Genomic DNA, 25,008 nt, shown 5'->3' on the forward strand with positions numbered 1-25,008 from the left:
TTTGACCTACATCCTTTGACCTACATCCTTTGACCTACATCCTTTGACCTACATCCTTTGACCTACATCCTTTGACCTACATCCTTTGACCGTAATCCCTTGACCTTAAATAGCGAATCTTATCGGCCAAGCGAACGAATGAGGCCAGGGTAAAGCAGACAGGGACGTCTGCTTTAGGCAGAGCCGGGCAGGACGCCCGTCTCTGCCGACCCGACCGGCCGAAGCAGTAAGCGCGGGCAGTCGCGCAGCGACCCGATAAGCTAAGCGCAGGCGCGGGATGCAAGGGCCTTCGCCCTAAGGCCCTTGCCGGTCGCTTCGGCGGCGCTGGCATATTGCAGAATATTGATAAGCGGCCGAACCTGCTCGGTGCGAACATAAATATTGCTGTGAAAGCCGCTCAGCGCCAGCCCCTCAGCCTGGCCGCTGAGAGATACTTCGCATTGAATGTTTAACCTTTATTATCAGTTACCGGCATTCTTGGAGCGATTGTGAAGTTCTGCAAATCTCCCCCATTCAAGAGTTACGCCAAGAGCACATGGCTGTTAGAATCGCGCCTGACCGATAACTGCGCACCGGTAACATAGCAACAACTTATCAAATAAAGGGTAGCTAAATGGGTATCAGCACACTAGATATAAACAACCGATCTCGTATCCAATGGGCCTGTCGACGCGGCATGCGCGAGTTGGATATCGCCATCTTGCCTTTTTTTGAATATGAATATGATGGCTTGAACGATACAGATAAACAGCTGTTTGCCCGTTTGTTGACCTGCGATGACCCAGATTTATTCAACTGGTTGATGAATTACGGTGAGCCTAAAGACCTCGAATTGCAACGCATGGTAACGCTCATCCAAACGCGAAATAAAGCCCGTGGCCCTGTGGCAATGTGATTTAAGGGTGTCATGGCGCAGCCAGCTTTTTTCACTGGCGGTACATGGCACTCTGATTCTGCTGATCTTACTTGCTCCCTGGCCTAATGGTTGGTGGGCAACCTGGTTGCTGCTGGTCTTGCTGGTGGTGATTGAATCTATTCGTAGCCAACGGCGTATCAGTGCTCGCCACGGTGAGATAAGCCTGATTGAGCCGGATAGAATGCTCTGGCGTAATCAAGAGTGGATAATCAAACAGCCTGTTTTGATGCTCGATAGCGGAATATTGTTATCACTAAGACGTGATAAAGCGCTTGGCGCATCGAAGCGTAAGCGTTTTTTCGGTAATAAAGCCAAACTGTGGTTGGCAAGCGATAGCATGGGGCTGGAGGAGTGGCGCCACTTACGGCAGATACTACTCAGCGGTAAGCGGCAGGATAAAAAAGTCCATCATCGCGACGACATATAGGACGTCGGAATGATGCGTCAGTCCGGGCTGTTTATAGCAGGCTGTCCATTTCAATCAGGATCTGATCGCACCATTGTTGCAGGCGTTCTTCACTCAGGTCGTACTGATTAACTTCATCGAGAGCCAGGCCAACAAAATGTTTGCCATCTGCAGACAGCGGTTTAGGGCTGGTGAACTCAAAGCCTTCAATCGGCCAGAAACCGATGAACTGTACGCCAAGAGGTTTGAGCTGGTCGTGTAACATACCCAGCGCGTCGAGGAACCATTCGCCATAACCGAGTTGGTCACCCATGCCGTACATGGCGACGATTTTCCCGCGTAAATTGAGCGTTGGCAATTTATCCCACAACGCTTCCCAATCTTCTTGGATCTCGCCGAAATCCCAGGTAGGAATACCCAGGATCAAAATGTCGTAGCTTTCCATCATGCTAGGATCGACATCTTTAAGGTTATGCAGATCGACAAGATCTTCACCGAGAATTTCACGGATTTTCTCGGCAGCCATTTCGGTATAGCAGGTGGTTGAACCGTAAAACAGACCAATCTTCATACATGTAGCCAAACAAGGTTAAATACTGAATGGCGGTGAGTGTATCAGATTTAGGGCTATTTCAGGCATAATGAACAGCTGTGCAAGTAAGTCAGCCGCTTTGGGGGTGCCCAGCAATAGGGGAAAGACGTGGTCAAGAAACAGGATAGTAGTCAGGAATTGATCGAACAATTTCTCGATACATTATGGCTTGAGCGCAATCTTGCCGAGAATACGCTGGCGTCTTATCGATTGGATTTGCAATCCTTACAGGCGTGGCTGGCGCACCATGAACAAGATCTATTCAACGTTCAGGCTATTGATCTGCAATCCTTTTTGGCTGAACGTGTCGATGGTGGCTATAAGGCTTCCAGCTCGGCGCGTTTACTCAGTGCGATGCGTCGATTGTTTCAGTACATGAACCGTGAATCCCTGCGCGAAGATGACCCAACGGCGTTGCTGGCTTCCCCTAAATTGCCCCAGCGTTTACCCAAAGATCTCAGCGAGGCGCAAGTTGACGCACTATTGGCGGCACCTAGCGTGGATATCCCGCTAGAGCTGCGTGATAAGGCTATGTTAGAGCTGCTCTATGCTACCGGGCTGCGCGTGTCGGAGTTGGTTGGGCTAACCTTAAGCGACATCAGCCTGCGTCAAGGCGTGGTGCGTGTGCTGGGTAAAGGTGATAAAGAACGTCTGGTGCCGCTCGGAGAAGAAGCGGTGTATTGGATTGAGAATTATCTCGAACATGGCCGGCCTTGGTTGCTGAATGGACAATCGCTAGATATTGTTTTCCCCAGCAATCGCAGCCAGAAAATGACGCGCCAGACTTTCTGGCATCGTATTAAACACTATGCGATCCTTGCGGGCATTGATGCCGAGCGCTTATCTCCCCACGTATTACGCCATGCCTTTGCGACACATCTGCTTAATCACGGCGCGGACTTGCGCGTGGTGCAGATGCTATTGGGGCATAGCGATCTTTCTACTACCCAAATTTATACCCATGTAGCGACAGAACGACTCAAACAGCTACATCAACAACATCATCCTCGGGCATAAACCGAGGACAAAAGGACGACATGATGAAAAAAGGTTTACTGCTGCTGACTCTTTTAACCGCCTCTATCACCAGCGTTGCACATGCCGATGATGCCGCGATCCAAGGAACGATAAAAAGATTGGGGATGCATCCGGCAGAAATAAAACCTTCGCCCGTTGCTGGGGTGAAATCAGTCATGACTGAAAGTGGTGTGATCTATATTACCGATGATGGTCGCTATATTCTCGAAGGGCCAATGTACGATGTGAGTGGGCCGCATCCGGTTAATATGAGCAACCAGGCGTTAATGAGCAAACTGAACGCCTTAGAAAGCCAGATGATTGTGTACAAAGCGGCGCAAGAGAAACATGTTATTACCGTCTTTACCGATATCACCTGCGGCTACTGCCATAAACTGCATGAGCAGATGAAAAACTATAATGATTTAGGCATTACCGTGCGCTATTTAGCTTTCCCTCGCTCGGGTATGAATTCTAAAACCGCTAAAGACATGCAATCTATCTGGTGTACCGGCAATCGTAAGCAGTCGTTTGATGCGGCGATGCGCGGTGACGATATCTCTGCGGCAACCTGTAAGACCAGTGATATTGCTGAACACTTTAATCTTGGCGTGAAATTCGGTGTCACCGGAACGCCAGCGATCGTGCTGCAAAACGGCACATTGATCCCAGGCTATCAGCCGCCAAAAGAGATGGCTGCGATGCTGGATCAGATCGATCCTACTCCAAAAACAGGTGGTTGATTTTTCGTGAGCTTTAAGACTCAACTGCGCCGCCGTGAGGCGGTAGATGGCGCGGATCTTCCGGCCGACCTTGCCCCATTATTGCGCCAGCTTTACGCCGCGCGTGGGGTGAAACAGTCGCAGGATCTCGAACGTAGCGTACGTGGCCTGCTGGATTGGCAACTGCTTGATGGCATAGATAGCGCCGTAAAACTGTTACAAAAGGCATTGGCTGAGCGGCTACAAATCATGATTGTCGGCGATTTTGATGCCGATGGTGCAACCAGCACGGCGTTAACGGTGTTGTCGTTGCGCAGCATGGGATGCAACACCGTAAAGTATCTGGTGCCGAACCGTTTTGACGATGGATATGGCCTAAGCCCTGAGGTGGTCGAACAGGCTGCCGCCCGCGGCGCTCAGTTGATTCTGACTGTTGATAATGGCATTTCGTCGCATGCGGGCGTCGAGCTGGCGCATCACAAAGGTATTCAGGTGCTGATCACCGATCACCACTTGCCGGGCGATACGCTGCCCGATGCCGAAGCGATTATTAACCCGAACTTACGCGGCTGTGCTTTCCCGTCGAAATCACTGGCTGGCGTTGGCGTGGCATTTTATTTGATGCTGGCGCTGCGCAGCGCATTACGAGACAGCGGCTGGTTCGAGCAACAGGCGCTGGCAATACCGAATCTGGCCGAATGGCTGGATTTGGTGGCGTTAGGGACAGTAGCGGACGTCGTGCCACTCGATACCAATAACCGCATTCTGGTTTATCAGGGCTTAAACCGTATTCGCGCGGGCAAATGTCGTCCGGGCATTCGCGCCTTGCTGGAGATTTCTAACCGCGATGCGCGCCAGCTTACCGCCAGCGATCTGGGTTTTGCCTTGGGGCCAAGGCTTAATGCTGCCGGTCGCTTGGATGATATGTCGATTGGCGTTGCGCTGCTGCTTAGTGAAGATATTGCCCAGGCTCGCGCGTTAGCCACCGATCTGGATGCGCTGAACCTGACGCGTCGTGAAATCGAGCAGGAAATGCAAGTTGAAGCGCTGGCGCTGTGTGACAAGCTGGAAACTAGCAGCGATGCGCTGCCGATTGGGCTGGCGATGTATCATCCGGAATGGCATCAGGGCGTAGTCGGCATTCTTGCTTCACGGCTGAAAGAACGTTTCAACCGTCCGGTGATTGCTTTTGCACCGGCTGGGGATGGCATATTAAAAGGTTCTGGCCGCTCTATTAATGGCTTGCATCTGCGCGATGCACTAGAGCGTATCGACACGTTGAACCCTGGTCTGATGATGAAATTCGGTGGTCACGCCATGGCGGCGGGTTTATCGCTGGAAGCCGAGAAATTTGAGCAGTTTCGTCAATGTTTTGCCGAGCTGGTAGGCGAATGGCTGGACCCTTCCTATCTTGAAGGGGTGATATGGTCCGACGGTGAGCTCTCAGGACAACAGATGTCGCTGGAAACCGCTGAGATGCTGCGTGACGGCGGTCCTTGGGGGCAAGCCTTCCCAGAACCGACTTTCGATGGCACTTTCCGTATTTTGCAGCAAAAACTGCTCAAAGAACGCCACTTAAAAGTGATGATTGAACCGCTTGGCGGCGGCCCGCTGCTCGATGGTATCGCGTTTAATATCGATCCAAAACTGTGGCCAGACAGCAGCGTGCGCGAGGTGCAACTGGCCTATAAGCTGGATATTAACGAGTTTCGCGGCAATCGCAGCGTGCAGTTAATGATCCAACATCTATGGCCGCGCTAGGCCCCGTCATCTTTCAAGTTGCAGGGGTGTTGGCTACGCTCACTTACCCTAGTCACTTAGTTATCTAAGCTCCTTGGGATGCGTTCGCTTGCCGCCTACCTGCAACTTGAAATCTATAGGGGCCGGGCCGGTATAAAAGTAGACTGACTGCTATAAAGTGGCGCGTAGATCCGTTAGAATAGCCGGTTATAGCAGCATTCTTTCACTTCGACTTAACGTTAAGACGCAAATAAACCATGTTTGAAATTAATCCTGTAAAAAACCGCATTCAGGACCTGTCTGAAAGGACAGCCGTTCTTAGGGGGTATCTTTGACTATGATGCCAAGAAAGAACGCCTAGAAGAAGTTAACGCCGAGCTGGAACAGCCGGATGTGTGGAACGAACCTGAACGCGCACAGGCGCTGGGTAAAGAACGTTCTGCGCTGGAAGCCGTTGTTGAAACTATCGACCAACTCACTCAAGGCCGTGACGATGTGACCGGTCTGCTGGAGCTTGCTGTCGAAGCCGACGACGAAGAAACCTTCGAAGAAACCATTGCCGAGCTTGATGTATTAACCACCAAGCTGGAACTACTCGAGTTCCGCCGCATGTTCTCCGGTGAATATGACAGCGCTGATTGCTACCTGGATATCCAGGCGGGATCAGGCGGCACCGAAGCGCAGGACTGGGCCAGCATGTTGCTGCGTATGTACCTGCGTTGGGCCGAAGCGAAAGGCTTTAAAACCGAAGTTATCGAAGAATCTGACGGCGACGTTGCCGGTTTGAAATCAGCGACCATTAAAATCATCGGTGATTACGCCTTTGGTTGGTTGCGTACCGAAACCGGCGTACACCGTTTAGTGCGTAAAAGCCCGTTTGACTCCGGCGGCCGCCGCCACACGTCATTCAGCTCAGTATTTATCTACCCGGAAGTGGATGACGATATTGATATCGAAATCAACCCGGCAGACCTGCGTATTGACGTTTATCGTGCCTCCGGTGCCGGTGGTCAGCACGTAAACAAAACTGAATCTGCTGTACGTATTACCCACATGCCAACCAACATTGTGGTGCAGTGTCAGAACGACCGCTCCCAGCATAAAAACAAAGATCAGGCCATGAAGCAGCTGAAAGCTAAGCTTTATGAGTATGAAATGCAGAAGAAAAATGCTGATAAACAGCAGATGGAAGACAATAAGTCAGACATCGGCTGGGGTAGCCAAATTCGTTCTTATGTACTGGATGACTCCCGTATTAAAGATCTGCGCACCAGTGTTGAAACGCGAAATACTCAGGCCGTATTAGATGGCGACCTGGACAAATTCATTGAAGCTAGTTTGAAAGCCGGGTTATAAGGAACTGAAATGTCTGAACAACAACCTTCTGAGCAACAGGCTCAAGGCGCAGAACACGCGCAGGAACTTAACAACGAGATGAAATCTCGTCGTGAGAAGCTGGCGCTGTTGCGCGAGAAAGGTATTCCTTTCCCGAACGACTTCCGTCGTGACAGCATTTCTGAAGATCTGCACGCCAAATATGACGAGAAGACCAAAGAAGAGCTGGAAGCGCTGAATATCGAAGTTTCTGTCGGTGGTCGTATGATGACCCGTCGCATCATGGGTAAAGCTTCTTTCGTGACATTGCAAGATGTTGGCGGTCGCATTCAGCTTTACGTTGCCCGTGATGATTTGGCTGAAGGCCAGTATAACGAAGAGTTCAAAAAGTGGGACCTGGGCGATATCTTGGGCGCGCGCGGTAAGCTGTTCAAAACTCAGACCGGTGAGCTGTCTATCCACTGTACCGAGCTGCGTTTGCTGACCAAAGCACTGCGTCCGTTGCCGGATAAATTCCACGGTCTGGCGGATCAGGAAACTCGTTATCGTCAGCGTTACCTCGACCTGATTGCCAACGAAGACTCTCGCAATACCTTCAAGATCCGTTCGCAGATCATGGCCGGTATCCGTAGCTTCATGGTTGAAAACGGCTTCATGGAAGTTGAAACCCCAATGATGCAGGTGATTCCTGGCGGCGCATCTGCACGTCCGTTTATCACTCATCACAATGCGCTGGACATCGATATGTACCTGCGTATCGCGCCAGAGCTGTATCTGAAGCGTTTGGTGGTGGGCGGCTTTGATCGCGTATTCGAGATCAACCGTAACTTCCGTAACGAAGGCGTTTCTCCGCGTCACAACCCAGAGTTCACCATGATGGAACTCTATATGGCGTATGCGGATTACAAAGACCTGATCGTATTGACTGAATCCCTGTTCCGCACTCTGACTGAAACCGTACTCGGTAACAGCGTGGTGCAGTATGGCGATCAGACCTTCGATTTCGGCAAGCCTTTCACCAAAATGACCATGATCGAAGCGATCTGCAAATACCGTCCTGAAACCAACGTCGCCGACCTGGCTGACCTGGCTAAAGCGACGGCGATTGCAGAATCTATCGGTATCAAAATCGAGAAGAGCTGGGGCCTGGGCCGTATCGTCTGCGAAATCTTCGAAGAGACCGCAGAGAGTCAACTGATCCAGCCAACCTTTATTACCGAATACCCGGCAGAAGTTTCTCCGCTGGCGCGTCGTAATAACGATAATCCGTTCATCACTGACCGCTTCGAGTTCTTCATCGGCGGACGTGAAATCGGTAACGGCTTCTCTGAGCTTAATGACGCAGAAGATCAGGCGCAGCGTTTCGCTGACCAGGTTGCCGCGAAAGATGCTGGTGATGACGAAGCAATGTTCTATGACGAAGACTTCGTGACTGCATTGGAACACGGCCTGCCGCCAACGGCTGGCTTGGGTATTGGTATCGACCGCATGGTTATGCTGTTCACTAACAGCCACACCATTCGCGACGTTATCCTGTTCCCGGCAATGCGTCCGCAGAAGTAATCTCTACTCTTGCCTCCGTCATAAACGTGGAGGCAAGCAGATAAGCAAAAGGCCACCCCAAGTGAGGTGGCCTTTTCTTTGCTAGCGTTTCAGCTCTGATTAGAGCACTTTGCTTAAAAACTCTTTGGTACGTGGATTGGTCGGATTGCTAAACAGCTGCTCCGGCGTACCTTGCTCTTGAATCACGCCCTGATCGATAAACACCACGCGGTCTGCCACTTCGCGGGCAAAGCCCATTTCGTGGGTCACAATCACCATCGTCATGCCTTCATGTGCCAACTGTTTCATTACCGCCAGCACTTCACCAACCAGCTCTGGGTCAAGCGCAGACGTCGGCTCGTCAAACAGAATCAATGAGGGTTCCATTGCCAGCGCACGAGCAATCGCCACGCGCTGCTGCTGTCCACCGGACAGGCTCGATGGCCAGGCATCGATTTTGTCGATAAGGCCGACTTTTTGCAGCAGCTTTTCCGCACGGGAAATCGCTTCTGCTTTCGTTAAGCCTTTTAACGACATCGGTGCCATGATCAGGTTTTCCAGCACCGTCATATGCGGGAACAGATTAAAACGTTGGAACACCATACCGACGCCAGAACGCAGCGTATTCAGATTGGTTTTCGGGTCATGTACCGCAAAGCCATTCACCACCACTTCGCCACCGTTCGGCTTTTCCAACGCGTTCAAACAGCGCAGGAAGGTGCTCTTACCGGAACCTGATGGCCCGATGACACATACCACTTCTTTTTCGGCGATATCACAGGAAATACCGCGTAAGACGTGTGTTTCACCGAACTGTTTCTGTAAATCCTTAACGTGAATCACTTTTGCCAAACCTCTTTTCCATGTGTTGAACCAACAGCGACATCAGGAACGTCAGTACCCAATAGACCACGGAAATAGTCAGGTAGGGTTCCCAGTAGGTGGCATAAGCGCCGGAGACGGTACGCGCGGCATAGGCTAAATCAGCCAGACCGATAGCCGACGCCAGCGAGGAATCTTTCACGATAGCAATGGCGTTATTGCCCAGCGGCGGCAGAATGCGACGAAACGCCTGCGGCAAAATGACTTTGCGCATGGTTTTGCCCCAGCCCATTCCTAATGCCCGTGAGGCTTCCATCTGGCCGTTATCGATAGACTGAATACCGGCACGGAAAATCTCGGAGACATAGGCACCGGCGTTCAGCGTAATCGCCACCACGCAAGACAAGAACGCGCCGTAGTCTGAACGCAGCGCACGCGCGAAATCGCCAGACATCAACCCGTGGCTCACTAAAATACCGTCGCGCGGGTTAATAAACAGTGGCACTAGCGCAAAGTGAACCACCATGATTTGTACAAACAGCGGCGTACCGCGGAACGCACTGACATAAATACGTACCGGCCACTGCACGGCAAAACGTAAAATATGTTTCCATGGACCGTCGTCGGCGCGTGCCATACGACCTAAGCCCAGTAGCAAGCCCCAAGACGTGCCCAAAATGACACAAATAATGGTGCATTTGATGGTCATCACCGCGCCTTGCACAAATAGCGGGGCGTAGTCGGAGATGATATCCCAACGGAATCCAGTCATACCTTTCCTTGACTGGGGATCGAGACGATCCCCTGATTAAACGTGATTACTTAGATGGCAGGGTAGGGACGTTAGCGTCGAACCAGTTGGTGTAAATCTTGGCGTAAGTACCATCGGCGATGATGGTTTTCAGACCCGCATTGATTTTACCCAGCAGCTCGGTGTTGCCTTTAGCAACTGCGATACCGAAGTATTGGCGCTCAAACTTGCTGTCTGGCACTAGTTTCAGCGCTTTTTGTGGATGGGATTTGATGTAGTATTTCACCACGCCGACATCGCCAACCGCGGCGCCAATCCCTTCTTCAGACAGCTCTTGCAGCATCAAAGGAGTATTGTCGAAGCGTTTGATATCGGTGCTGTTTTTGCCCAGCTCATTCGACACTACGATGTCACCGGTGCTGGAGTTTACTACGCCCACTTTCTGGCCTTTCAGCGCAGCAACAGAATCGACTTTTGAACCGGCAGGCACAACGATAGATTGTTCAGCAGGGAAGTAAGGATTTGAGAAATCGACCATCTGCTGACGTTTATCAGTAATGGTGATCCCAGAGATAATAATGTCACGATCGCCAGAGTTCAGCGTGGCGAAAATGCCTTCCCACGGTGTATTCACCAGCTTGATATTAAAGTCTTCCGCCTTAGCGATAGCTTTAATGATATCGATATCAAAGCCTTCCAGCTGTTGCTTATCGTTTTCATACTCGAAAGGACGGTAAGTACCGCCTGAACCAACAACATAGGTTTGCTGTGCGGCGAAAGCCGATGTAGCGATGGAAGTAAGCAGACACCCGGCGATAATCAAAGACTTAAACATAATAACCCCTATATGATTCTTATTTTATGCACTTAATTTGCATAAAAATACACAGTTAAGCAGTTTGATTCAACTAAAAATGAATAAGTCTAGTGCAATAAGTGTGGCGGGGTGTGTAGAGAAATTAGCGGATGCGTGAAAAGAAGTAAAAGCCTATGTGAGCCGGTTAGATGAACCTGCTTAACCCAAAGTGGGTGGTCTGCGATTCGTTAGTTATTTAGATAGTCATCCATTATTGGTTTTTTATGGCCTAACCGCTTAAATTACCAGCGCTTATCCGCACTCTCTCCTTGCTCACCTCGCGTAAGGGGTTATAATGCCAAACGCACACCTAAGCGGGTGTAGTTCAATGGTAGAACGGTAGCTTCCCAAGCTGCATACGAGGGTTCGATTCCCTTCACCCGCTCCATTTTCAACTCTCCCGAACTCCACTGAAGTCAACTACCTACTGATTTAACTACATTTTTAGCGTTTTTCACGTCAACTCAATTCAACCTGACTTACCCCAAAGATATCTTTAGCTGAAGCCCGTAAAAAGCGTGATTACGTACAAAAGCTTTTGACGGTAAGTATAAGCCGACTGAAGACGCATTTGCTGTTAGATAACTGACGACTAATTAGCTACATGCTAGGATTAATCCGAACATTACTAATGGGAATAGGGATATGAAAAAAAAACTTTTAGCGTGCATTATTGCCGCCACTCTTTTGACAGGGTGCGGGCCAAAGGAATTAACTCCTGAGCAGAAACAAGAAGTGGTCAGCCTCAAGAGCGAGCTTTCGCAGACGGAAAAAGAAATAGCCGAAGCAACAGAGCTGCAGGAGCAATTTACAGGTGGGTTAATCAAAAATCTCACTACTGCTAGGCTTGAAGTGCTGGGAACGAATAAGGCTCTTTTAGAGCAGCGTATTAACGCTATAGAGTCGGGTGCAAAGATTGATTTAGCCATTAGCGGTGTTAAACCAAACCCAGAGGCAGCAACAGCTTTAAAAACTGAAATTGATAATCTTGCTGTCCAAATCATCGAAGCAAAAAAGGAAGCGAGCCTATACAGCGGTGGTCTGATCCAAGCTTTGAAACTGTCTACTGTTGCGACTCAGGAACAGACAATGGCCATGCTACAACAACGGTATCTTTCGGCGTTGTATGGATTAGCTGATGTTAAGGTACCCAGCGAACAGGCTAGTGCAACTGTTACTGCAAAACAACCCGCACAACCAGTGCCAGTAGCCACAAACGCACCGTTGCTTCCACCAGGTGATGGGCCGTTTGGTTTAGAGGCTGGCTTATCTAAAAAGAATATTGAAGATATGACCGGCGGAGATCTCAAGCCAGTAGAAAATAGCGCAAACCTTTATACATCTGAGTCGTTACCGAAGCAGAACGCTGATTTCGAGGCTTACGGACTTCTTATTTCTCCGAAGGCCGGCTTATGCCAAATCAGGGCTATTGGTAAAAATGTTGATACAGATAGTTATGGCATTGCTCTAAAATCGAAATATGAAGAACTCAGCGACTCACTATCCTCCATTTACGGCAAAGCTGAGAAAAATGATTTCTTGCTGTCTGGTTCAATCTGGAAAGAGCCTCAAGACTGGATGATGGCATTGAATAAAAAAGAGCGATTCCTATCAGCAGAATGGAAAGGAACAAAAGAAGCGCCACTGAAAAACAATTTACGTTCCGTATCTGTGGAAGTCAGGGCAAATGGTTCGAGTCAGGGATATGTTTTCCTCCAGTACGATTTTAGTAATAGCGATATTTGCAAAAAAGAGATCGAAGGGGCGAAAAAAGGCTCCCTATAAAAGCAAAAAGTTTAATGTGCAACCCTGCTTATGCAGGGTTTTTAATTTGAAATATTGTCGAGCGGAACGCTGGCAGTAGATAGCGCTAAGGCACGCAGCGTGTAAAATGCGTCCATTATCCCGCCACTCCCAGACAGTTGAGCAACGACTTCTACCACTGTAGCCTGATTGTATGGATATGGGGATAATATCCGGCTTATCACCACCAGCCACCCGTAACTGTCCATGCTGATTCATTGTTAAATTGCTTGCGTTATCCAGTGCGATATTGGTTTATTTTATAAGCCACTAGCAACATAAAGTTATTGGTTGAAATACCGGCCAATGGTGGCCAAGCGAGAACTAATGTGTATAGGTGGAAAAATCAAACATAGTGGATTCCTAGTTTTGCTGGGTTTAGTAGCATTTGGTCTACTCCCTTCACCTGCTCCAAGCCTATGTTTCCAAAAATCTACACCGCAACTTCCCTACATATAAAAAACCGCTCAAATCACCTACAGCATGCCAGAAAACAACCAGCTCAGACGCTTGCAAAAACTAACCAACCAGCAGCGCAATCAATGCGAGTAGCGCTGGCAATGCTTGTACGTAGAGTATTTTTCGACTGGCCGTTATTGCACCGAAAATCCCGGCAATGAGTACGCAGACCAGGAAAAAAATCGTGACCTGGAATCCGCGTTCACCTAACCATAATCCCCAAAGTAGCCCTGCTGCCAGAAAGCCGTTATATAGCCCTTGGTTGGCGGCCAGTACGCGGGTCTGACGAGCAAAGTCAGGGCTGAGGTTAAATGCTTTTCGGCCTGTTTTCGTATCCCATAAAAAAATTTCGAGAACAAGAATGTAGATATGTATGACGGCAACAACAGCAACAAGGATGCTTCCTAACATGAGTGGCCTTACTGAATGAGGACAAGTGAGGTGAAGTATAGATAATTCTGCCAGGTGTAAAAGAGAGCTCGGATGGCAAAATGAAAATTTTATATAGGATCTTACCCTTTGCACTCGATATTAGAATGAACGTTATTATTTTTATAATAAGTGAGTAAGCCATTACTTAATTAATTTAAAGGTATGTCGTGATTATTAATTTCAATTATTACCTTCAGTTAAAAATTAAAGCTCAATGGCTGGCAGATGCGGGATTTACTATCAACACGATGGTTGTATTGGGATGATGGAAGGTTGTCTGATGATGACCAAGCAAGACTAGATACCTCCCTCACCAGCAAGAAAAAATGAACTAAGCGCGTAAACGGCCGATATTACTTGCGGCGGCGATATTGAGATCGGCCGCTATAGCTAACTTCTTGCTTACTAATGAAAAGACATCTGCCCGGCAGAGTTTTTTATTTAGCGTCGATAATGAGGGAACAAATATGGTCACGATAACATGGCGTCGTTCAGTCATCGCTTTGGCACTTTCTGTTGCTACAGCGCTTCCCGGATATACGCTAGCTGCGCCAACATCGACAGCCCCCTCCGCTGAGCAGGCGGCGGAGAAATCTAGCGTTAAACCTACTATTACTATTTTGGCGACCGGCGGGACGATTGCCGGACAAAGTACCGGTGATAGTGCGCGCTCTCTGGGATATAAGTCGGGAACATTCGGGCCGGAAGCGTTAATTGCCGCTGTGCCTGGTATTGATAAATTGGCGACTATCCGCGGTGAGCAGGTGGCATCGGTTGGATCGCAGGATATGAATGACAGCATTTGGTTTAACCTGGCTGACAAAATTAATGCTCTGTTGAGCGCTGGCAGTACGGATGCGGTCATTATCACGCACGGCACAGATACCATGGAGGAAACGGCGTTTTTCCTCAGTTTGGTTATTCATCATCCACAGCCGGTGATTATTACCGGCGCGATGCGACCGGCGTCTGCTGTGGGTGCTGATGGCCCGGCGAATGTGCTTGAAGCGGTGCATGTTGCCACCGATAAGCAATCACGCGAGCGCGGCGTGCTGATGGTGATGAACGATACTATTCAGTCGCCGGTGTGGGCCACTAAGTCGGATACGACCGGGTTGGCAACTTTCCAGTCACCATTCAGCGGGCCTGTTGGTTATGTTGATGCCGCCGGGGTTCAGTATCTTTCCCCTGCCGTTAATGCTGATAGCCTGAAACTATCACTACCAGCCTCACATACTCTGCCACGGGTCGAAATCATTTATGCGCATAGCAATATGGACGATGTGCAGATCCGCAATGCCATTCGCGACGGTGCAAAAGGTATTGTGTTGGCCGGAGTAGGGGATGGCAATACGTCAGCACCGGCGCTGGTCGCGCTTGCCGATGCACGCAAGCAAGGCGTTGTAGTCGTACGAGCATCTCGTGCCTATACCGGCGCGGTAAAACGTAATGTTGAAGTCGATGATGATAAATTCGGCTTTGTGGTTTCGCCGGGGCTGAATCCTGCAAAAGCCAGGATCCTGACGCAATTGCTGTTAGCCAACGGAAAATCTTCCGCCACAGAAGTACAAGCGGCATTTAATCAGGTGGCTCACCTTAAATAATAAGCCGGGTACTGCGGAGCAAAAATAATATTGCGATAAAATTCAGCAGCTTCCTTGAGGAGGCTGCTGGAGTCCTGAGTTTTTTTACTCGATGTGATAATTACATCTTGCCAATCTACCTATCAGTTGGTGGATTTTTTGTCGTCACTCACGACAAACCGTTAAATTATTTTTAGGATACCCACTATGAAAGTAAGTAATATTATTCGTCTCACCTTGGCCGCTCTCGCTTTTAGCATGGCAAATTACGCGACGGCAAGTCAGGAAGTCTCACGTGTTGCATCAAGTCAATTGATGGAAGTTGGCGTTGTTTCAGCCGGAGAAGCGCACACGCTAGATGAATTGAATAGCAAACTGGCGATGAAAGCGGATGCGGTTAACGCCAGCTCTTATCGCATTATATCTGCAAGCGGCAATAACTTGCTGCACGGTACCGCTATCCTGTATCGCTAAATTTAGGCTATTCTCTGCGGCTGCCTGGATAACAGAATATCGGGGCATGTTGAGCGCATCGCATTGGCACGATGCTATTTTGCTGCGTTGGTACGAGTTGATCGGGAGCATAATGATGTCCACTTATGACAAGTTATTGGAGCAGGCTGATACCCTGATTCAGAAGAATGGCTACGCGGGTTTTAGCTATGCCGATTTAGCTGAACGTTTAGGGATCCGCAAAGCCAGCATCCATCATCATTTTCCTGCCAAGTCCGATCTTGGGGTGGCTTATTGCGATAAGAAAAACATCGGTTTTCAAAATCTGGAAAGTTTTATTCTGTCCCAACCTGTAGGACGTGCGCAGCTGTTAGCTTATCTTGAGGCGTTTTCCGGCTGTGCTGAACGCGGCGAAATGTGTGGCGTGTACGCTATGCTCTCTGACTACAATCTGTTCCCAGAAGAATTACAGCAGGCTGTCACCAAACTGGCGCAAACTGAATTACGTATACTGAACGATATTCTGCAAAGAGGTGCTCAGGCCGGCAAGCTGAAGTACCACATTGCTTCTACGGATATGGCAGTGATTGTCTGTAATGCGCTGAAAGGTGCGTTGATGCTCAATTGTTCGCAGTCCAATGAAAGTTATGCGCATACCGTGCAGGCGCTTTCGCAAATGCTGGATGCTGCCTGAGTCCTGGATTAAAACCATTGCCCTAAAGCACTTTTAACTCACCGATAAAGCAACAAGATTGTTTTTATCGTAATTTTTCACCCTTTATATCTATCTTCTAGTAGGTAGTTTTATTGTTAAAGGAAACCATGATGATTGCTACACCTCAACAGAATCGCTTGGATCGTGCGATTAACTTTCTGTCAGGCCTAGATATGGCCGCCTTGCGCCTTTCGGTGATTCTTATCTTTGCCTTATTCGGTACTTATAAATGGTTTAGCTTTGAAATTAACTCGCTTAAACCATTGCTTTCCGTAACCTGGTTGCAGGTGTTGTATACCCTGTTTGGTATTAAGGGCGGCAGTTACTTCCTTGGCGTGATGGAAAACATCACCTTTATCGCTTTATTCATCGGTTTTTTCCGCCCGGCTATCGGCGCGGCGGGCTCGGTATTGGTGATTATTACCGGCCTGACCACCTTGAGCCTGCTCCCGCAGTTGGGAAAAATAGATAGCTTTATTATTAAGGATATTCTACTGATTGGTGCTGGAATGGTGTTATTAAGACATGATCTGGTACGACTGAAAAAACGCTCAATAGGCAATCGCAACTAGCCTTTTGCGCTGCTAAATCTTGCCGCGTTTGAATTAAAAACGAATTTAAATCAATGCATTAAAGATTAAGAATTACCCCATTCACTTTCATTCAATCAGTATTAAGAGGATATTATGATCGAATTTTATTTCCACCCAACGCCTAATCCGATGAAAGTTGCGCTGCTACTCGAAGAGCTGGATTTGCCTTATCAAGTGATCCCTATCGATACCAGTAAAGGAGAGCAACATACGCCTGCTTTTCGCAGTATCAATCCTAATGGCAAAGTTCCCGCGATAGTGGATACCCAAGGTGCAAATGGTCAGACAAGGCGGGTGTTTGATTCAACGGCAATTTTGTTATATCTGGCTGAGAAAGAAGGGCGTTTCCTCGGCCAGCCGGAAGATAGGGCAGAGCTATTATCCTGGCTATTATTTATTGCCAGCGGTTTGGGGCCATTCTCCGGTCAGGCGGTACATTTTCAATATGCGGCACCAGAAGGCTTAGATTATGCGGTCAATCGCTATCGACGTGAAATAGAACGACATTATCAGGTTTTAGATACGCATTTAGCCGGCCGGGAATATATTGTCGGCGAGAGTTATACCATCGCAGATATTTCTGCCTGGGGATGGATAGACCGCGCGAAGCGGGTGATGAAGGGTGTTGAAAATCCCTTGGCGGATTACCCGAATATTGAGGCGTTATTTAACCGTATAGAAGCGCGTCCAGCAGTGGCGAAGGCTCGATTAGTCGGAAGCGATATCACTTTTAAACAGGTGAGTGATGAAGAAACAAAACGGGCATTGTTTCCTTCAAACTATCGCTAATCCAAAACTCTCGCTCCTTGCCAATCGACTGTTAGTGAGATGATGAAATTGACACAATCCACTGCAACTACCTAAAAATGGGATTGTAGTGGATTCTTTGAAGTGAGCATTTCCAGTTATAGTCTCTGCTTTTTGATGATCTCATCAATCCAAGCGGAAATCGGAATGTTTATAAGACAACTTAGCTATTTGATTGCACTGGACAAACATCGACATTTTGCACGCGCTGCCGATAGTTGTCACGTTTCTCAGCCTTCTCTCTCCGTGGCGATTCGACAGCTCGAAGATGAACTCGGTATCACCATCATCCAGCGCGCCCGGCGCTTTATTGGCTTTACCAAAGAAGGCGAGCAGGTGCTGGCCTGGGCCCGTAAAACCGTCGCATCATTGGACAGTTTGCGTCAGGATGCCGCTTTTGCCCGTAATAACGCGGGGGGGCATTTAGCGATAGGTGCCGTGCCTTCAGCGTTATTTGCCGCCACATTACTGGTTAAAACCTACCGCAAAATTATCCCTAATCTGACTATCGAAATTTGCTCACTAAGTACCTCAGAAATCCACCAGCGCTTGAAACAGCATCAATTGCATTTAGGCATGGCCTACAGCGAATCGGTCAGCGAAGGGCCGTTTGAGCATATCCCGTTGTATCACGAACGCTTTGTCTTGCTTTCTGGTCCTGATGCGGAGATGAAACCCGGTGCAACGTTGCGTTGGGAGGATGTTGCCCATTTGCCGCTGTGTTTGTTTAGCCCAGATATGAACAACCGCCGCATCATCAACGAAGCTTTCGCCAAGGCTGGCGTCGTGCCCAATGTAGTGATTGAAACCAATACCGCTTCTGTATTTCTCGATCTTGTCAGCACGGGAGAGCTTTACAGTATTGCGCCTGTTAGCGCCGTGCCTGGCTATTTTTTGCATCAGGGAATTTGCATGAATCCGATGAGTCAGCAATTTGGCTCGCCGATATATCTGCTGCGCTTGCATCAGGAAAACGCCTCATCATTACTCAATGCTGCCTGGGGAATGGCCGAGACCATTGACCTGCAAGAACAACTCGACGATGCACTGGCGGAAGGCGCTTATAGGCATTGACTATCAGTAGATATTATCAATCAATTGGATCGAAAGTAGTGAAACTTGGACACTGTGTCTGCAACAAGTGATTTACATAGATGAAATTATTGTTTATCAAATTCAGATCAAAAGGTACTCACTATGTCCAAGATTCTTTGCGTTCTTTATCCAGATCCAGTTAGCGGTTTTCCTCCAGTTTATGCTCGTGATGACGTCCCTGAAATTAGCGTCTATCCGAACGGGCAGACAGCGCCTACCCCAGAAGGTGAACTTGGTTTCAAACCGGGTGAATTGATCGGTAGCGTGTCTGGTGAACTGGGTCTGCGTAAATATTTAGAGAGCCAAGGTCATGAACTTATCGTGACCAGTGACAAAGATGGTGCCGACTCGATGTTTGACCGCCATCTGCCTGATGCCGATGTCGTCATTTCTCAGCCTTTCTGGCCGGCTTATTTAACGCCTGAGCGTATTGCGAAAGCGAAAAAGCTGAAACTTGCACTGACTGCGGGTATCGGTTCAGACCACGTTGACCTGAAAGCGGCGGCCGAACGCGGTATCACCGTGGCTGAAGTGACTTTCTCCAACTCGATTAGCGTTGCCGAACATGCCGTAATGACCGCGCTGGCATTAGTTCGTAACTACCTGCCTTCGCACCAGTTTGCTAACAATGGCGGCTGGAATATCGCTGATTGTGTGGCTCGCAGCTATGACATTGAAGGGATGACATTTGGTACCCTGGGCGCTGGACGCATCGGTTTGGCAATATTGCGCCGCCTGAAACCTTTCGACCTGAAACTGCATTACTATGATCCACATCGTCTGTCGGCTGACCTTGAGAAAGAACTGGGCCTGACCTACCATTCGACCCCTGAGTCGCTGGTTAAAGTGAGCGATATCGTTAACCTGCAAACCCCGCTGTATCCTTCTACCACCGGTTTCGTAAACGATGCTTTCTTGGCCAAGTTTAAACGTGGTTCTTATCTGGTTAACACCGCTCGCGGTGCACTGTGTGACCGTGATGCGATTGTTCGTGCACTGGAATCTGGCCAACTAGCCGGTTACGGTGGTGATGTCTGGTTCCCACAACCTGCGCCGATTGACCATCCATGGCGTCGTATGCCGAACCAAGGCATGACACCACATATTTCTGGTTCTTCTTTATCTGCCCAGGCACGTTACGCGGCGGGTACTCTGGAAATTCTGCAAAACTTCTTCGATGGTAAGCCAATTCGTCCTGAATACCTGATTGTTGACGCGGGTAACCTGGCTGGTACTGGTGCTAATTCTTACAAACTGAGTTGATCCGTAAGCGTACGTTGCGGCGGCGCTCGTCGCCGCAACTTTCTCACTGCTTAGTTGTTTTCTCCAACATTATTGTCACGCCATGGGAGATGGTTGAAGCTCGCTCTTCTGGCAGTGGAGATCTCATCTCTGATTGGCGCCCTACATACCGCCATGCGAGTAAAGTTACTACTTGGGAGCTTAAATGAGTAACCATTCAGCCTTGCCCTCTATCACTGTCAGTGCGATACGCAACACACGCCTTAGAAATGCATTCTTTGGATTCGTTGGGGGAGGGATTGCTATCACTTTGTTAGGCCTGCTGGCAAAAGAGACGCATCAACTCCTGCTTATCGCACCTTTTGGCGCGTCTAGTGTTTTACTGTTTGCCCTGCCGGAAAGTCCCTTAGCACAACCGCGCAACCTGGTTTTCGGCCATCTGCTTTGTGCCGCCATCGGCTTGTTGATCTTATGGCTACTGGGAGATGGTTTCTGGCAGACAGGGTTAGCGGTAGGTTTAGCTATTGCGTTGATGCAATTGACCTCGACATTGCATCCACCCGCCGGTGCTAATCCGGTGCTGATTATGCTGGTCGGTCAGGTACATTGGAGTTTCCTGCTCACACCAATACTCGGCGGCACATTAATCCTGCTGTTTACTGCTCTGTGCTTCAATAATCTGACTTCCGATCATAACTGGCCTAAGCGTTGGTAGTGTCGTATATATCCATCATTGAACATGGCCAAGCCTTACCAAAATAGAACAGTGGTTTTCGATAAAATAGTATTGAGTCATCAACGATTTTATTTAATAAGTTTGAGTCTGTTTCTGTACTCAGTACTATAAATTCCCTCCCATTGTTCTACTTTCCCTATATAACCAGATTAATCTGGTGGGTAAGCTATAAAAGGGCAAGCAAAAGAAAAATATTTTCTAACGACTCATTGTTTTAAGTCTATTCTTAAATCGTTCGGCTAGAAATTTATGCCATGCTGTTGTTAGTTATATCGAATGTATCTGACCAATGAGGGACTATGATGAAAAAAGCAATTTTTGCCTTATCTGCTATTTTACTGGCATCACCTGTATTTGCTGCTGACACAACGACCCACGTGAGTGACGAAGCCGTTGCCAAAGCGCACGAAGGCGCAGATACCGCTAAAGAAAAATTGCACAAGGCTGAGAATAAAGGCGATGAGCTGAAACTCAAGGCTAAACATGCAGCTGAAGGTAAGAAAGATAGCACCGGCAGCAAAGTGTCAGAAGGTACACAAAAAGCCTGGCACAAAACTAAAGAAGGTTCCGAGAAGGCCTGGGACAAAACCAAGCAAGGCGCAGAAGACCTGAAGAACAAAGTTACTGAATAATTTATTCACTCTTGTTCAAATCTAAGGCCGGATATCCGGCCTTTTTTTTTGATTTTTATTGGCTTGGTTGGCAATATTCATCAGTAGAAAAGGATGAGCCGAATGAAATCAAGCATACCGATGTACTTGTTCAGCGAATGCCAACAATCGAATCAATCCCACCCTAGTGTATCGTCTATCGTTTTGTTTGGTATGACATGCGCCGATGGGGATATCGTTTATTTAGAGATAAGGTACATCGATTACAATAAAAACATTATTGAAGGAGATCACCTGTGGTCCTCTCTTGGAGAGGCGTTACATTATTCCTATACCGATTTTGGTATAAACGAAGGGCAATGGAGAACATTATCTTTAGATGAGATATTGAGAATCGATCACAGTATAAATTGACGATAATTTATGATGTAGCATGCAGGAAATCGTATGTCATTTTTCAATTTATTTCGTTCTGGCAAAGATAATCGAACGCGAGTTATCGAAACCATAAAAAGAGTCAATGATGCATCACCATTGGGATGGGATAAAGTCACCGAGTTAGCTGTTGGGGGATTAACCGAAGTCGGTTTTTCCAAATCAACCAATTTATTACTGATTGTCTCTTCGTCAGGCCGAAGTGTTGTAGATTGCTATTCTGGTAGAAAAGTGTCTAGAGACTATGATACTGACGGGAATTGGTATGATCCCGCTAATATGCAATGTCGCGGTATTGGTTCGATTTCAGGTGAGCTTATTGCTATATCTGGACTCTGTGGCGGAGGGTTACCCAAAATTAATCGCTTTGGGGAATCAATAGAAGTGGTTGCTCCCGATTGGCCGATTGAAGATGTGATATTTTGTCCTCCAGGAAAATCAGCACTGATTGCTGATTTACAGCAAGGGTGTTGCCGTATTTTTTCTGAAAATCTCTGTACCGTAGGTTTTTCTTGGGATGGCATCTTTTTGGTTATAGCCACTTCTAGTGATGTCATCATCTGGAAAAAGATAAGCTAATGATCGCACATAGCATGCATAAAGTTTGCCGCCAATAGCCACAACTTTTAAAACTTCCCCATGGCTTTATGCTTTTTATTTCTTAAGGCTTTTTACACTCTCGCTTTGCCAGTTCTTAACACCATTTCTTTTACGAAAAAATTGAGGGTGACTGTGTTTAATACACTGTAATTCCTGGTTTTCATGATTTTTTATTACTGCGCTGTTTGTTTGATTCGACTCAAAAATCCCCCTTGGATTTTTCTTACTTATTTATAAATAAGTAGCTACTTTGTAAAGACTTGTTAATAAATGCTTCTAATTTGGTAATGATTAGAAATATGATTATGAGAATCATTAACATTAACAAGGAAAGACTGATGCAATACTCTCGTATTGCCAGCGCTATTGCATTGATTTTATTAAGCAATATTGCATTGGCGAAAGATGATACCATTACGGTTAACGGCGATATTCTGGGGGATTCGCGAGCCGAGCAAGTGAAAACCTGGCCCGGCAACCGTACGGTGATTACACAAGATCAGTTACATAATGGTGCTAACCGCACGCTAGATGATGCACTTCAGCGCGTGCCGGGAGTAAAAATCCAGGATGAAACGGGTACTGGCGTATTACCGCAGATCTCGGTTCGTGGTTTATACGATAGCCGCAGCGGCCGTACTCAGATCTTGCAAGATGGTATTCCTCTGGCGCTGGCCCCTTACGGGCAAGAAGGGATGTCGCTTTTCCCTGTCAGTTTTTCTACGATTGACCGCATTGATGTGGTACGCGGCGGTGCTGCTGTGCAGTACGGCCCGAATAATGTCGGCGGGGTCATCAACCTTATCAGTAAACCGATTCCGGTAAATTGGGAAAACGAAATTACCCAACGCGCTACCTTCTATGGGCGTGGCCGTAATCTCTGGGATACCTACCTGCGTACCGGCGGTATGCTCAATGACAACTTCGGTTTGCAGGTTGAAGCTAATCAGGTGAAGGGCAACTCTTTCCGCGATCACAGTGACAGCAAAGTTGAGAACTTCCGCCTGCGTGGGCTGTGGAATATCAATGACAGCACCAGCCTGAATCTTTCCTATCAATATTATGATGCGCGTGCTGATCTTGCCGGTGCGCTCAGTGACTCCGCTTATAAAGCTAACCGCAATCAAAGTACGCGTCCGTGGGATAATTATAACGGCCGTACCAAGCGTTATAGTGCGGTTTATAACCAGCAACTCGGCTCATTAGGCTTTATCGACGGCGCAGAATTTAACTGGATGTTCTTCGATCAGGAGTCAGATCGTGATTTCCACGTTGGAATGAGCACCGTGCCGGGCCAAACCTGGAACCCGTCTTTGCCTGCTAATACGGTGCAGAACTCGCCGCGTAACTTCAAAGTTTGGGGCACTGAACCTCGTCTGAGTATGGACATTAATGGTGATAAGGTTAACCAGCAATGGATTGTTGGCGGGCGCTTTATCAGTGAAGATATTGGCTATCAGGTGAAGCAGCGCTCACTGGCTACTGATGTCACCACCACCACCCGTAACTGGGATTTCGATGATAAAGCCTGGGCCGGTTATATCAGCAACGCCGTCAAGCTCTTTGATGACAGCCTGACCATTACCCCTGGTGTGCGTTATGAGCACATCAGTGAAAAATATAGCGATGCGGTCACGGGCTTTAGAAGCTCAGCGCCAGATCAGCAGTGGTTACCGGGTCTGACCGTTGGCTACCAGTTGTCGCCAGCATGGTTCTTGTATGCCAACGCACAAAAAAGCGTAAGGCCTGCGCAGGTCACGCAGATTGTCAAAGGCGGCGACGTGACTTCTGAACTGTCGTGGAACTATGAAAGCGGAGTGCGTTTCACGCCAAATAAAAATGTCAGCTTGAGTGCAGGCTTGTATCGCATCGATTATGACGACCAAATTAGTTATAACAGCCTGAACGACAGTTACGAGAATATTGGTAAAACTCGTCATCAAGGGATTGAGCTGGAAGGCTATTGGAGTCCGGCGGCGGTATCTGGCCTGAAATTGCACGCCGGTTACGCGTATCTGGATGCTGAGCAGATGAACGGCCAGTACAAAGGCAACCAAGTGCCTTACGCTTCTCGCCAACAAGTGACGCTGGATAGCAGCTACGAATGGCGTGACACCACCTTTACATTGGCAGGCTACTACTTCAGCAACTCCTACTCGGATGCGGCCAACACCGTGCATGATAACGCCACGCAATCTGCCGGCCAAATGCCTGCTTACTGGGTATGGAATGCGCAGGTTAGCCGTGATTTGTGGGCATCAGGACGTAACAAACTCAGCGGCTACGTTGGGGTGAACAACCTGTTCAACGAGGAATACTGGTTCCGCGGCATCGATACCAGCCCATGGGGACGCCAACCCGCGCCGGGCCGTTCCGTCACCGCAGGCCTAACCTACAAGTTCTAACCAACACGACCAGCCTGTTGGCTGGTCGTCAGAATACAAGCAAAGCCAGTTATTAGGGGAAGTAAAGCGTTGGGGTCGTAGCGAGCTTGCTCGCCGGAGCGCCCCTAGCATTACTAGACCCGAGTATCTCGATATCAAAGACAACGTTGTCATCAAATTAACGACCAGCCCTTGACTTTAAATTCCTTGACCTTTAATAGCGCATCTTGTCGGCCAAGCGCACGAATGAGGCCAGGGGAAATCGGCCATGGACCGGCCGATTTAGGTTGAGCCGGGCAGGACGCCCGTCTCAGCCGACCCGTCCGGCCGAAGCAGTAAGCGCGGGCAGTCGCGCAGCGAC

At 48.4% G+C, this 25,008-nt stretch carries 25 protein-coding genes and 1 tRNA gene; 20 read left to right on the forward strand and 6 right to left on the reverse strand.

All coding sequences use genetic code 11. From position 1 onward, the window contains the following. The first annotated feature begins 613 nt into the window (after positions 1-613). Both sdhE and ACL9RG_RS18330 read left to right on the forward strand, forming a co-directional pair. Positions 614-895: an FAD assembly factor SdhE gene (gene sdhE, locus ACL9RG_RS18325; RefSeq protein WP_422794076.1), complete on the forward strand. Its 282-nt coding sequence runs from the start codon at positions 614-616 to the stop codon at positions 893-895. Continuing rightward, on the forward strand, positions 876-1,343 hold the full coding sequence (locus ACL9RG_RS18330; protein WP_422794077.1) for a protein YgfX: 468 nt from the start codon (positions 876-878) through the stop codon (positions 1,341-1,343). The genes sdhE and ACL9RG_RS18330 overlap by 20 nt, the downstream gene beginning before the upstream one ends. Before the next feature lie 31 nt (positions 1,344-1,374). Here the strand turns inward: ACL9RG_RS18330 and fldB are convergent, their stop codons facing one another. Then, on the reverse strand, positions 1,375-1,893 hold the full coding sequence (fldB, locus tag ACL9RG_RS18335) for a flavodoxin FldB (protein ID WP_422794078.1): 519 nt from the start codon (positions 1,891-1,893) through the stop codon (positions 1,375-1,377). 129 nt (positions 1,894-2,022) lie between these two features. On the opposite strand from fldB, the gene xerD reads away from it, so the two are divergent. From xerD to lysS, 5 genes are all read left to right on the forward strand, one after another. Further along, entirely contained in the window at positions 2,023-2,931 is a 909-nt protein-coding gene (xerD, locus tag ACL9RG_RS18340; RefSeq protein ID WP_422794079.1) for a site-specific tyrosine recombinase XerD, read from the forward strand. A 23-nt stretch (positions 2,932-2,954) separates the two neighbouring features. Next, the gene (dsbC, locus tag ACL9RG_RS18345; RefSeq protein ID WP_422794172.1) at positions 2,955-3,674 is read left to right on the forward strand and encodes a bifunctional protein-disulfide isomerase/oxidoreductase DsbC; all 720 of its coding nucleotides are present in this window, start codon (positions 2,955-2,957) and stop codon (positions 3,672-3,674) included. Positions 3,675-3,680: 6 nt separating this feature from the next. Continuing rightward, positions 3,681-5,414: a single-stranded-DNA-specific exonuclease RecJ gene (recJ, locus tag ACL9RG_RS18350; protein WP_422794080.1), complete on the forward strand. Its 1,734-nt coding sequence runs from the start codon at positions 3,681-3,683 to the stop codon at positions 5,412-5,414. 236 nt (positions 5,415-5,650) lie between these two features. Beyond that, positions 5,651-6,749 (forward strand): peptide chain release factor 2 gene (prfB, locus tag ACL9RG_RS18355; RefSeq protein WP_422794081.1). Its coding sequence is split into 2 segments (ribosomal slippage): positions 5,651-5,725 and positions 5,727-6,749, totalling 1,098 coding nucleotides; the frame shifts between segments, so codons are not numbered across the junction. Positions 6,750-6,758: 9 nt separating this feature from the next. Beyond that, positions 6,759-8,291 (forward strand): lysine--tRNA ligase, encoded by a 1,533-nt coding sequence (lysS, locus tag ACL9RG_RS18360; RefSeq protein ID WP_422794082.1) that lies wholly within the window; start codon positions 6,759-6,761, stop codon positions 8,289-8,291. A gap of 99 nt (positions 8,292-8,390) precedes the next feature. Here lysS and ACL9RG_RS18365 read toward each other — a convergent pair whose 3' ends face one another. The 3 genes from ACL9RG_RS18365 to ACL9RG_RS18375 are packed head-to-tail and all read right to left on the reverse strand — an operon-like array spanning position 8,391 to position 10,678. Next, positions 8,391-9,113, reverse strand: a complete 723-nt coding sequence (locus tag ACL9RG_RS18365) for an amino acid ABC transporter ATP-binding protein (protein WP_422794173.1) — start codon at positions 9,111-9,113, stop codon at positions 8,391-8,393. Next, positions 9,100-9,864 carry an amino acid ABC transporter permease gene (locus tag ACL9RG_RS18370; RefSeq protein WP_422794083.1) on the reverse strand — a complete coding sequence of 255 codons (765 nt, stop codon included), beginning with the start codon at positions 9,862-9,864 and terminating at the stop codon, positions 9,100-9,102. The genes ACL9RG_RS18365 and ACL9RG_RS18370 overlap by 14 nt, the downstream gene beginning before the upstream one ends. A gap of 46 nt (positions 9,865-9,910) precedes the next feature. Then, positions 9,911-10,678 carry a basic amino acid ABC transporter substrate-binding protein gene (locus ACL9RG_RS18375; RefSeq protein ID WP_422794084.1) on the reverse strand — a complete coding sequence of 256 codons (768 nt, stop codon included), beginning with the start codon at positions 10,676-10,678 and terminating at the stop codon, positions 9,911-9,913. A 335-nt stretch (positions 10,679-11,013) separates the two neighbouring features. Between ACL9RG_RS18375 and ACL9RG_RS18380 the strand changes: the two genes are divergently transcribed. Both ACL9RG_RS18380 and ACL9RG_RS18385 read left to right on the forward strand, forming a co-directional pair. Further along, positions 11,014-11,087, forward strand: a tRNA-Gly gene (locus ACL9RG_RS18380). A gap of 257 nt (positions 11,088-11,344) precedes the next feature. Beyond that, on the forward strand, positions 11,345-12,484 hold the full coding sequence (locus ACL9RG_RS18385) for a hypothetical protein (protein ID WP_422794085.1): 1,140 nt from the start codon (positions 11,345-11,347) through the stop codon (positions 12,482-12,484). A 41-nt stretch (positions 12,485-12,525) separates the two neighbouring features. On the opposite strand, the gene ACL9RG_RS18390 is transcribed toward ACL9RG_RS18385, so the two are convergent. Both ACL9RG_RS18390 and ACL9RG_RS18395 read right to left on the reverse strand, forming a co-directional pair. Then, positions 12,526-12,711, reverse strand: coding sequence for a hypothetical protein (locus ACL9RG_RS18390; protein ID WP_422794086.1), 186 nt, complete (start codon positions 12,709-12,711; stop codon positions 12,526-12,528). A gap of 310 nt (positions 12,712-13,021) precedes the next feature. Beyond that, complete coding sequence (locus ACL9RG_RS18395; RefSeq protein ID WP_422794087.1) at positions 13,022-13,372, reverse strand: DUF1304 domain-containing protein; 351 nt, start codon at positions 13,370-13,372, stop codon at positions 13,022-13,024. A 488-nt stretch (positions 13,373-13,860) separates the two neighbouring features. On the opposite strand from ACL9RG_RS18395, the gene ACL9RG_RS18400 reads away from it, so the two are divergent. The 11 genes from ACL9RG_RS18400 to ACL9RG_RS18450 all read left to right on the forward strand — a co-directional run bounded on the left by ACL9RG_RS18400 (position 13,861) and on the right by ACL9RG_RS18450 (position 24,668). Further along, positions 13,861-14,997: an asparaginase gene (locus ACL9RG_RS18400; protein ID WP_422794088.1), complete on the forward strand. Its 1,137-nt coding sequence runs from the start codon at positions 13,861-13,863 to the stop codon at positions 14,995-14,997. A 186-nt stretch (positions 14,998-15,183) separates the two neighbouring features. Continuing rightward, positions 15,184-15,450, forward strand: a complete 267-nt coding sequence (locus tag ACL9RG_RS18405) for a YdgH/BhsA/McbA-like domain containing protein (RefSeq protein ID WP_422794089.1) — start codon at positions 15,184-15,186, stop codon at positions 15,448-15,450. Between the two features lie 46 nt (positions 15,451-15,496). Continuing rightward, complete coding sequence (locus ACL9RG_RS18410; protein WP_422794090.1) at positions 15,497-16,123, forward strand: TetR/AcrR family transcriptional regulator; 627 nt, start codon at positions 15,497-15,499, stop codon at positions 16,121-16,123. Positions 16,124-16,254: 131 nt separating this feature from the next. Then, complete coding sequence (locus tag ACL9RG_RS18415) at positions 16,255-16,716, forward strand: DUF417 family protein (protein ID WP_422794174.1); 462 nt, start codon at positions 16,255-16,257, stop codon at positions 16,714-16,716. 114 nt (positions 16,717-16,830) lie between these two features. Further along, on the forward strand, positions 16,831-17,526 hold the full coding sequence (locus tag ACL9RG_RS18420; protein ID WP_422794091.1) for a glutathione S-transferase family protein: 696 nt from the start codon (positions 16,831-16,833) through the stop codon (positions 17,524-17,526). A gap of 165 nt (positions 17,527-17,691) precedes the next feature. After that, a complete protein-coding gene (locus tag ACL9RG_RS18425) occupies positions 17,692-18,618 on the forward strand; it encodes a LysR substrate-binding domain-containing protein (RefSeq protein WP_422794092.1) in 927 nt (308 codons plus the stop codon). A gap of 123 nt (positions 18,619-18,741) precedes the next feature. Continuing rightward, on the forward strand, positions 18,742-19,902 hold the full coding sequence (locus ACL9RG_RS18430; protein WP_422794093.1) for an NAD-dependent formate dehydrogenase: 1,161 nt from the start codon (positions 18,742-18,744) through the stop codon (positions 19,900-19,902). 184 nt (positions 19,903-20,086) lie between these two features. Beyond that, on the forward strand, positions 20,087-20,596 hold the full coding sequence (locus ACL9RG_RS18435; protein WP_422794094.1) for an HPP family protein: 510 nt from the start codon (positions 20,087-20,089) through the stop codon (positions 20,594-20,596). A 323-nt stretch (positions 20,597-20,919) separates the two neighbouring features. Beyond that, positions 20,920-21,249: a hypothetical protein gene (locus ACL9RG_RS18440; protein ID WP_422794175.1), complete on the forward strand. Its 330-nt coding sequence runs from the start codon at positions 20,920-20,922 to the stop codon at positions 21,247-21,249. A gap of 426 nt (positions 21,250-21,675) precedes the next feature. Further along, complete coding sequence (locus ACL9RG_RS18445; RefSeq protein WP_422794095.1) at positions 21,676-22,242, forward strand: hypothetical protein; 567 nt, start codon at positions 21,676-21,678, stop codon at positions 22,240-22,242. Positions 22,243-22,601: 359 nt separating this feature from the next. Then, on the forward strand, positions 22,602-24,668 hold the full coding sequence (locus ACL9RG_RS18450; protein WP_422794096.1) for a TonB-dependent receptor family protein: 2,067 nt from the start codon (positions 22,602-22,604) through the stop codon (positions 24,666-24,668). Positions 24,669-25,008 lie beyond the last annotated feature (340 nt).

This window comes from Rouxiella sp. Mn2063 (genome assembly GCF_049319665.1).
Lineage (GTDB): Bacteria > Pseudomonadota > Gammaproteobacteria > Enterobacterales > Enterobacteriaceae > JBMOUD01.

Excerpts from the sequence above, each read along its gene's own strand:
- ACL9RG_RS18375 (WP_422794084.1), bottom strand. The coding sequence starts at position 10,678 with ATGTTTAAGTCTTTGATTATCGCCGGGTGTCTGCTTACTTCCATCGCT.
- dsbC (WP_422794172.1), top strand. The coding sequence starts at position 2,955 with ATGAAAAAAGGTTTACTGCTGCTGACTCTTTTAACCGCCTCTATCACC.
- ACL9RG_RS18400 (WP_422794088.1), top strand. The coding sequence starts at position 13,861 with ATGGTCACGATAACATGGCGTCGTTCAGTCATCGCTTTGGCACTTTCT.
- ACL9RG_RS18435 (WP_422794094.1), top strand. The coding sequence starts at position 20,087 with ATGAGTAACCATTCAGCCTTGCCCTCTATCACTGTCAGTGCGATACGC.
- ACL9RG_RS18425 (WP_422794092.1), top strand. The coding sequence starts at position 17,692 with ATGTTTATAAGACAACTTAGCTATTTGATTGCACTGGACAAACATCGA.
- ACL9RG_RS18405 (WP_422794089.1), top strand. The coding sequence starts at position 15,184 with ATGAAAGTAAGTAATATTATTCGTCTCACCTTGGCCGCTCTCGCTTTT.
- ACL9RG_RS18370 (WP_422794083.1), bottom strand. The coding sequence starts at position 9,864 with ATGACTGGATTCCGTTGGGATATCATCTCCGACTACGCCCCGCTATTT.
- ACL9RG_RS18440 (WP_422794175.1), top strand. The coding sequence starts at position 20,920 with ATGAAAAAAGCAATTTTTGCCTTATCTGCTATTTTACTGGCATCACCT.
- ACL9RG_RS18390 (WP_422794086.1), bottom strand. The coding sequence starts at position 12,711 with ATGGACAGTTACGGGTGGCTGGTGGTGATAAGCCGGATATTATCCCCA.
- ACL9RG_RS18385 (WP_422794085.1), top strand. The coding sequence starts at position 11,345 with ATGAAAAAAAAACTTTTAGCGTGCATTATTGCCGCCACTCTTTTGACA.
- ACL9RG_RS18445 (WP_422794095.1), top strand. The coding sequence starts at position 21,676 with ATGTCATTTTTCAATTTATTTCGTTCTGGCAAAGATAATCGAACGCGA.
- sdhE (WP_422794076.1), top strand. The coding sequence starts at position 614 with ATGGGTATCAGCACACTAGATATAAACAACCGATCTCGTATCCAATGG.
- ACL9RG_RS18395 (WP_422794087.1), bottom strand. The coding sequence starts at position 13,372 with ATGTTAGGAAGCATCCTTGTTGCTGTTGTTGCCGTCATACATATCTAC.
- ACL9RG_RS18450 (WP_422794096.1), top strand. The coding sequence starts at position 22,602 with ATGCAATACTCTCGTATTGCCAGCGCTATTGCATTGATTTTATTAAGC.
- ACL9RG_RS18415 (WP_422794174.1), top strand. The coding sequence starts at position 16,255 with ATGATTGCTACACCTCAACAGAATCGCTTGGATCGTGCGATTAACTTT.
- ACL9RG_RS18420 (WP_422794091.1), top strand. The coding sequence starts at position 16,831 with ATGATCGAATTTTATTTCCACCCAACGCCTAATCCGATGAAAGTTGCG.
- ACL9RG_RS18410 (WP_422794090.1), top strand. The coding sequence starts at position 15,497 with ATGTTGAGCGCATCGCATTGGCACGATGCTATTTTGCTGCGTTGGTAC.
- fldB (WP_422794078.1), bottom strand. The coding sequence starts at position 1,893 with ATGAAGATTGGTCTGTTTTACGGTTCAACCACCTGCTATACCGAAATG.
- lysS (WP_422794082.1), top strand. The coding sequence starts at position 6,759 with ATGTCTGAACAACAACCTTCTGAGCAACAGGCTCAAGGCGCAGAACAC.
- ACL9RG_RS18430 (WP_422794093.1), top strand. The coding sequence starts at position 18,742 with ATGTCCAAGATTCTTTGCGTTCTTTATCCAGATCCAGTTAGCGGTTTT.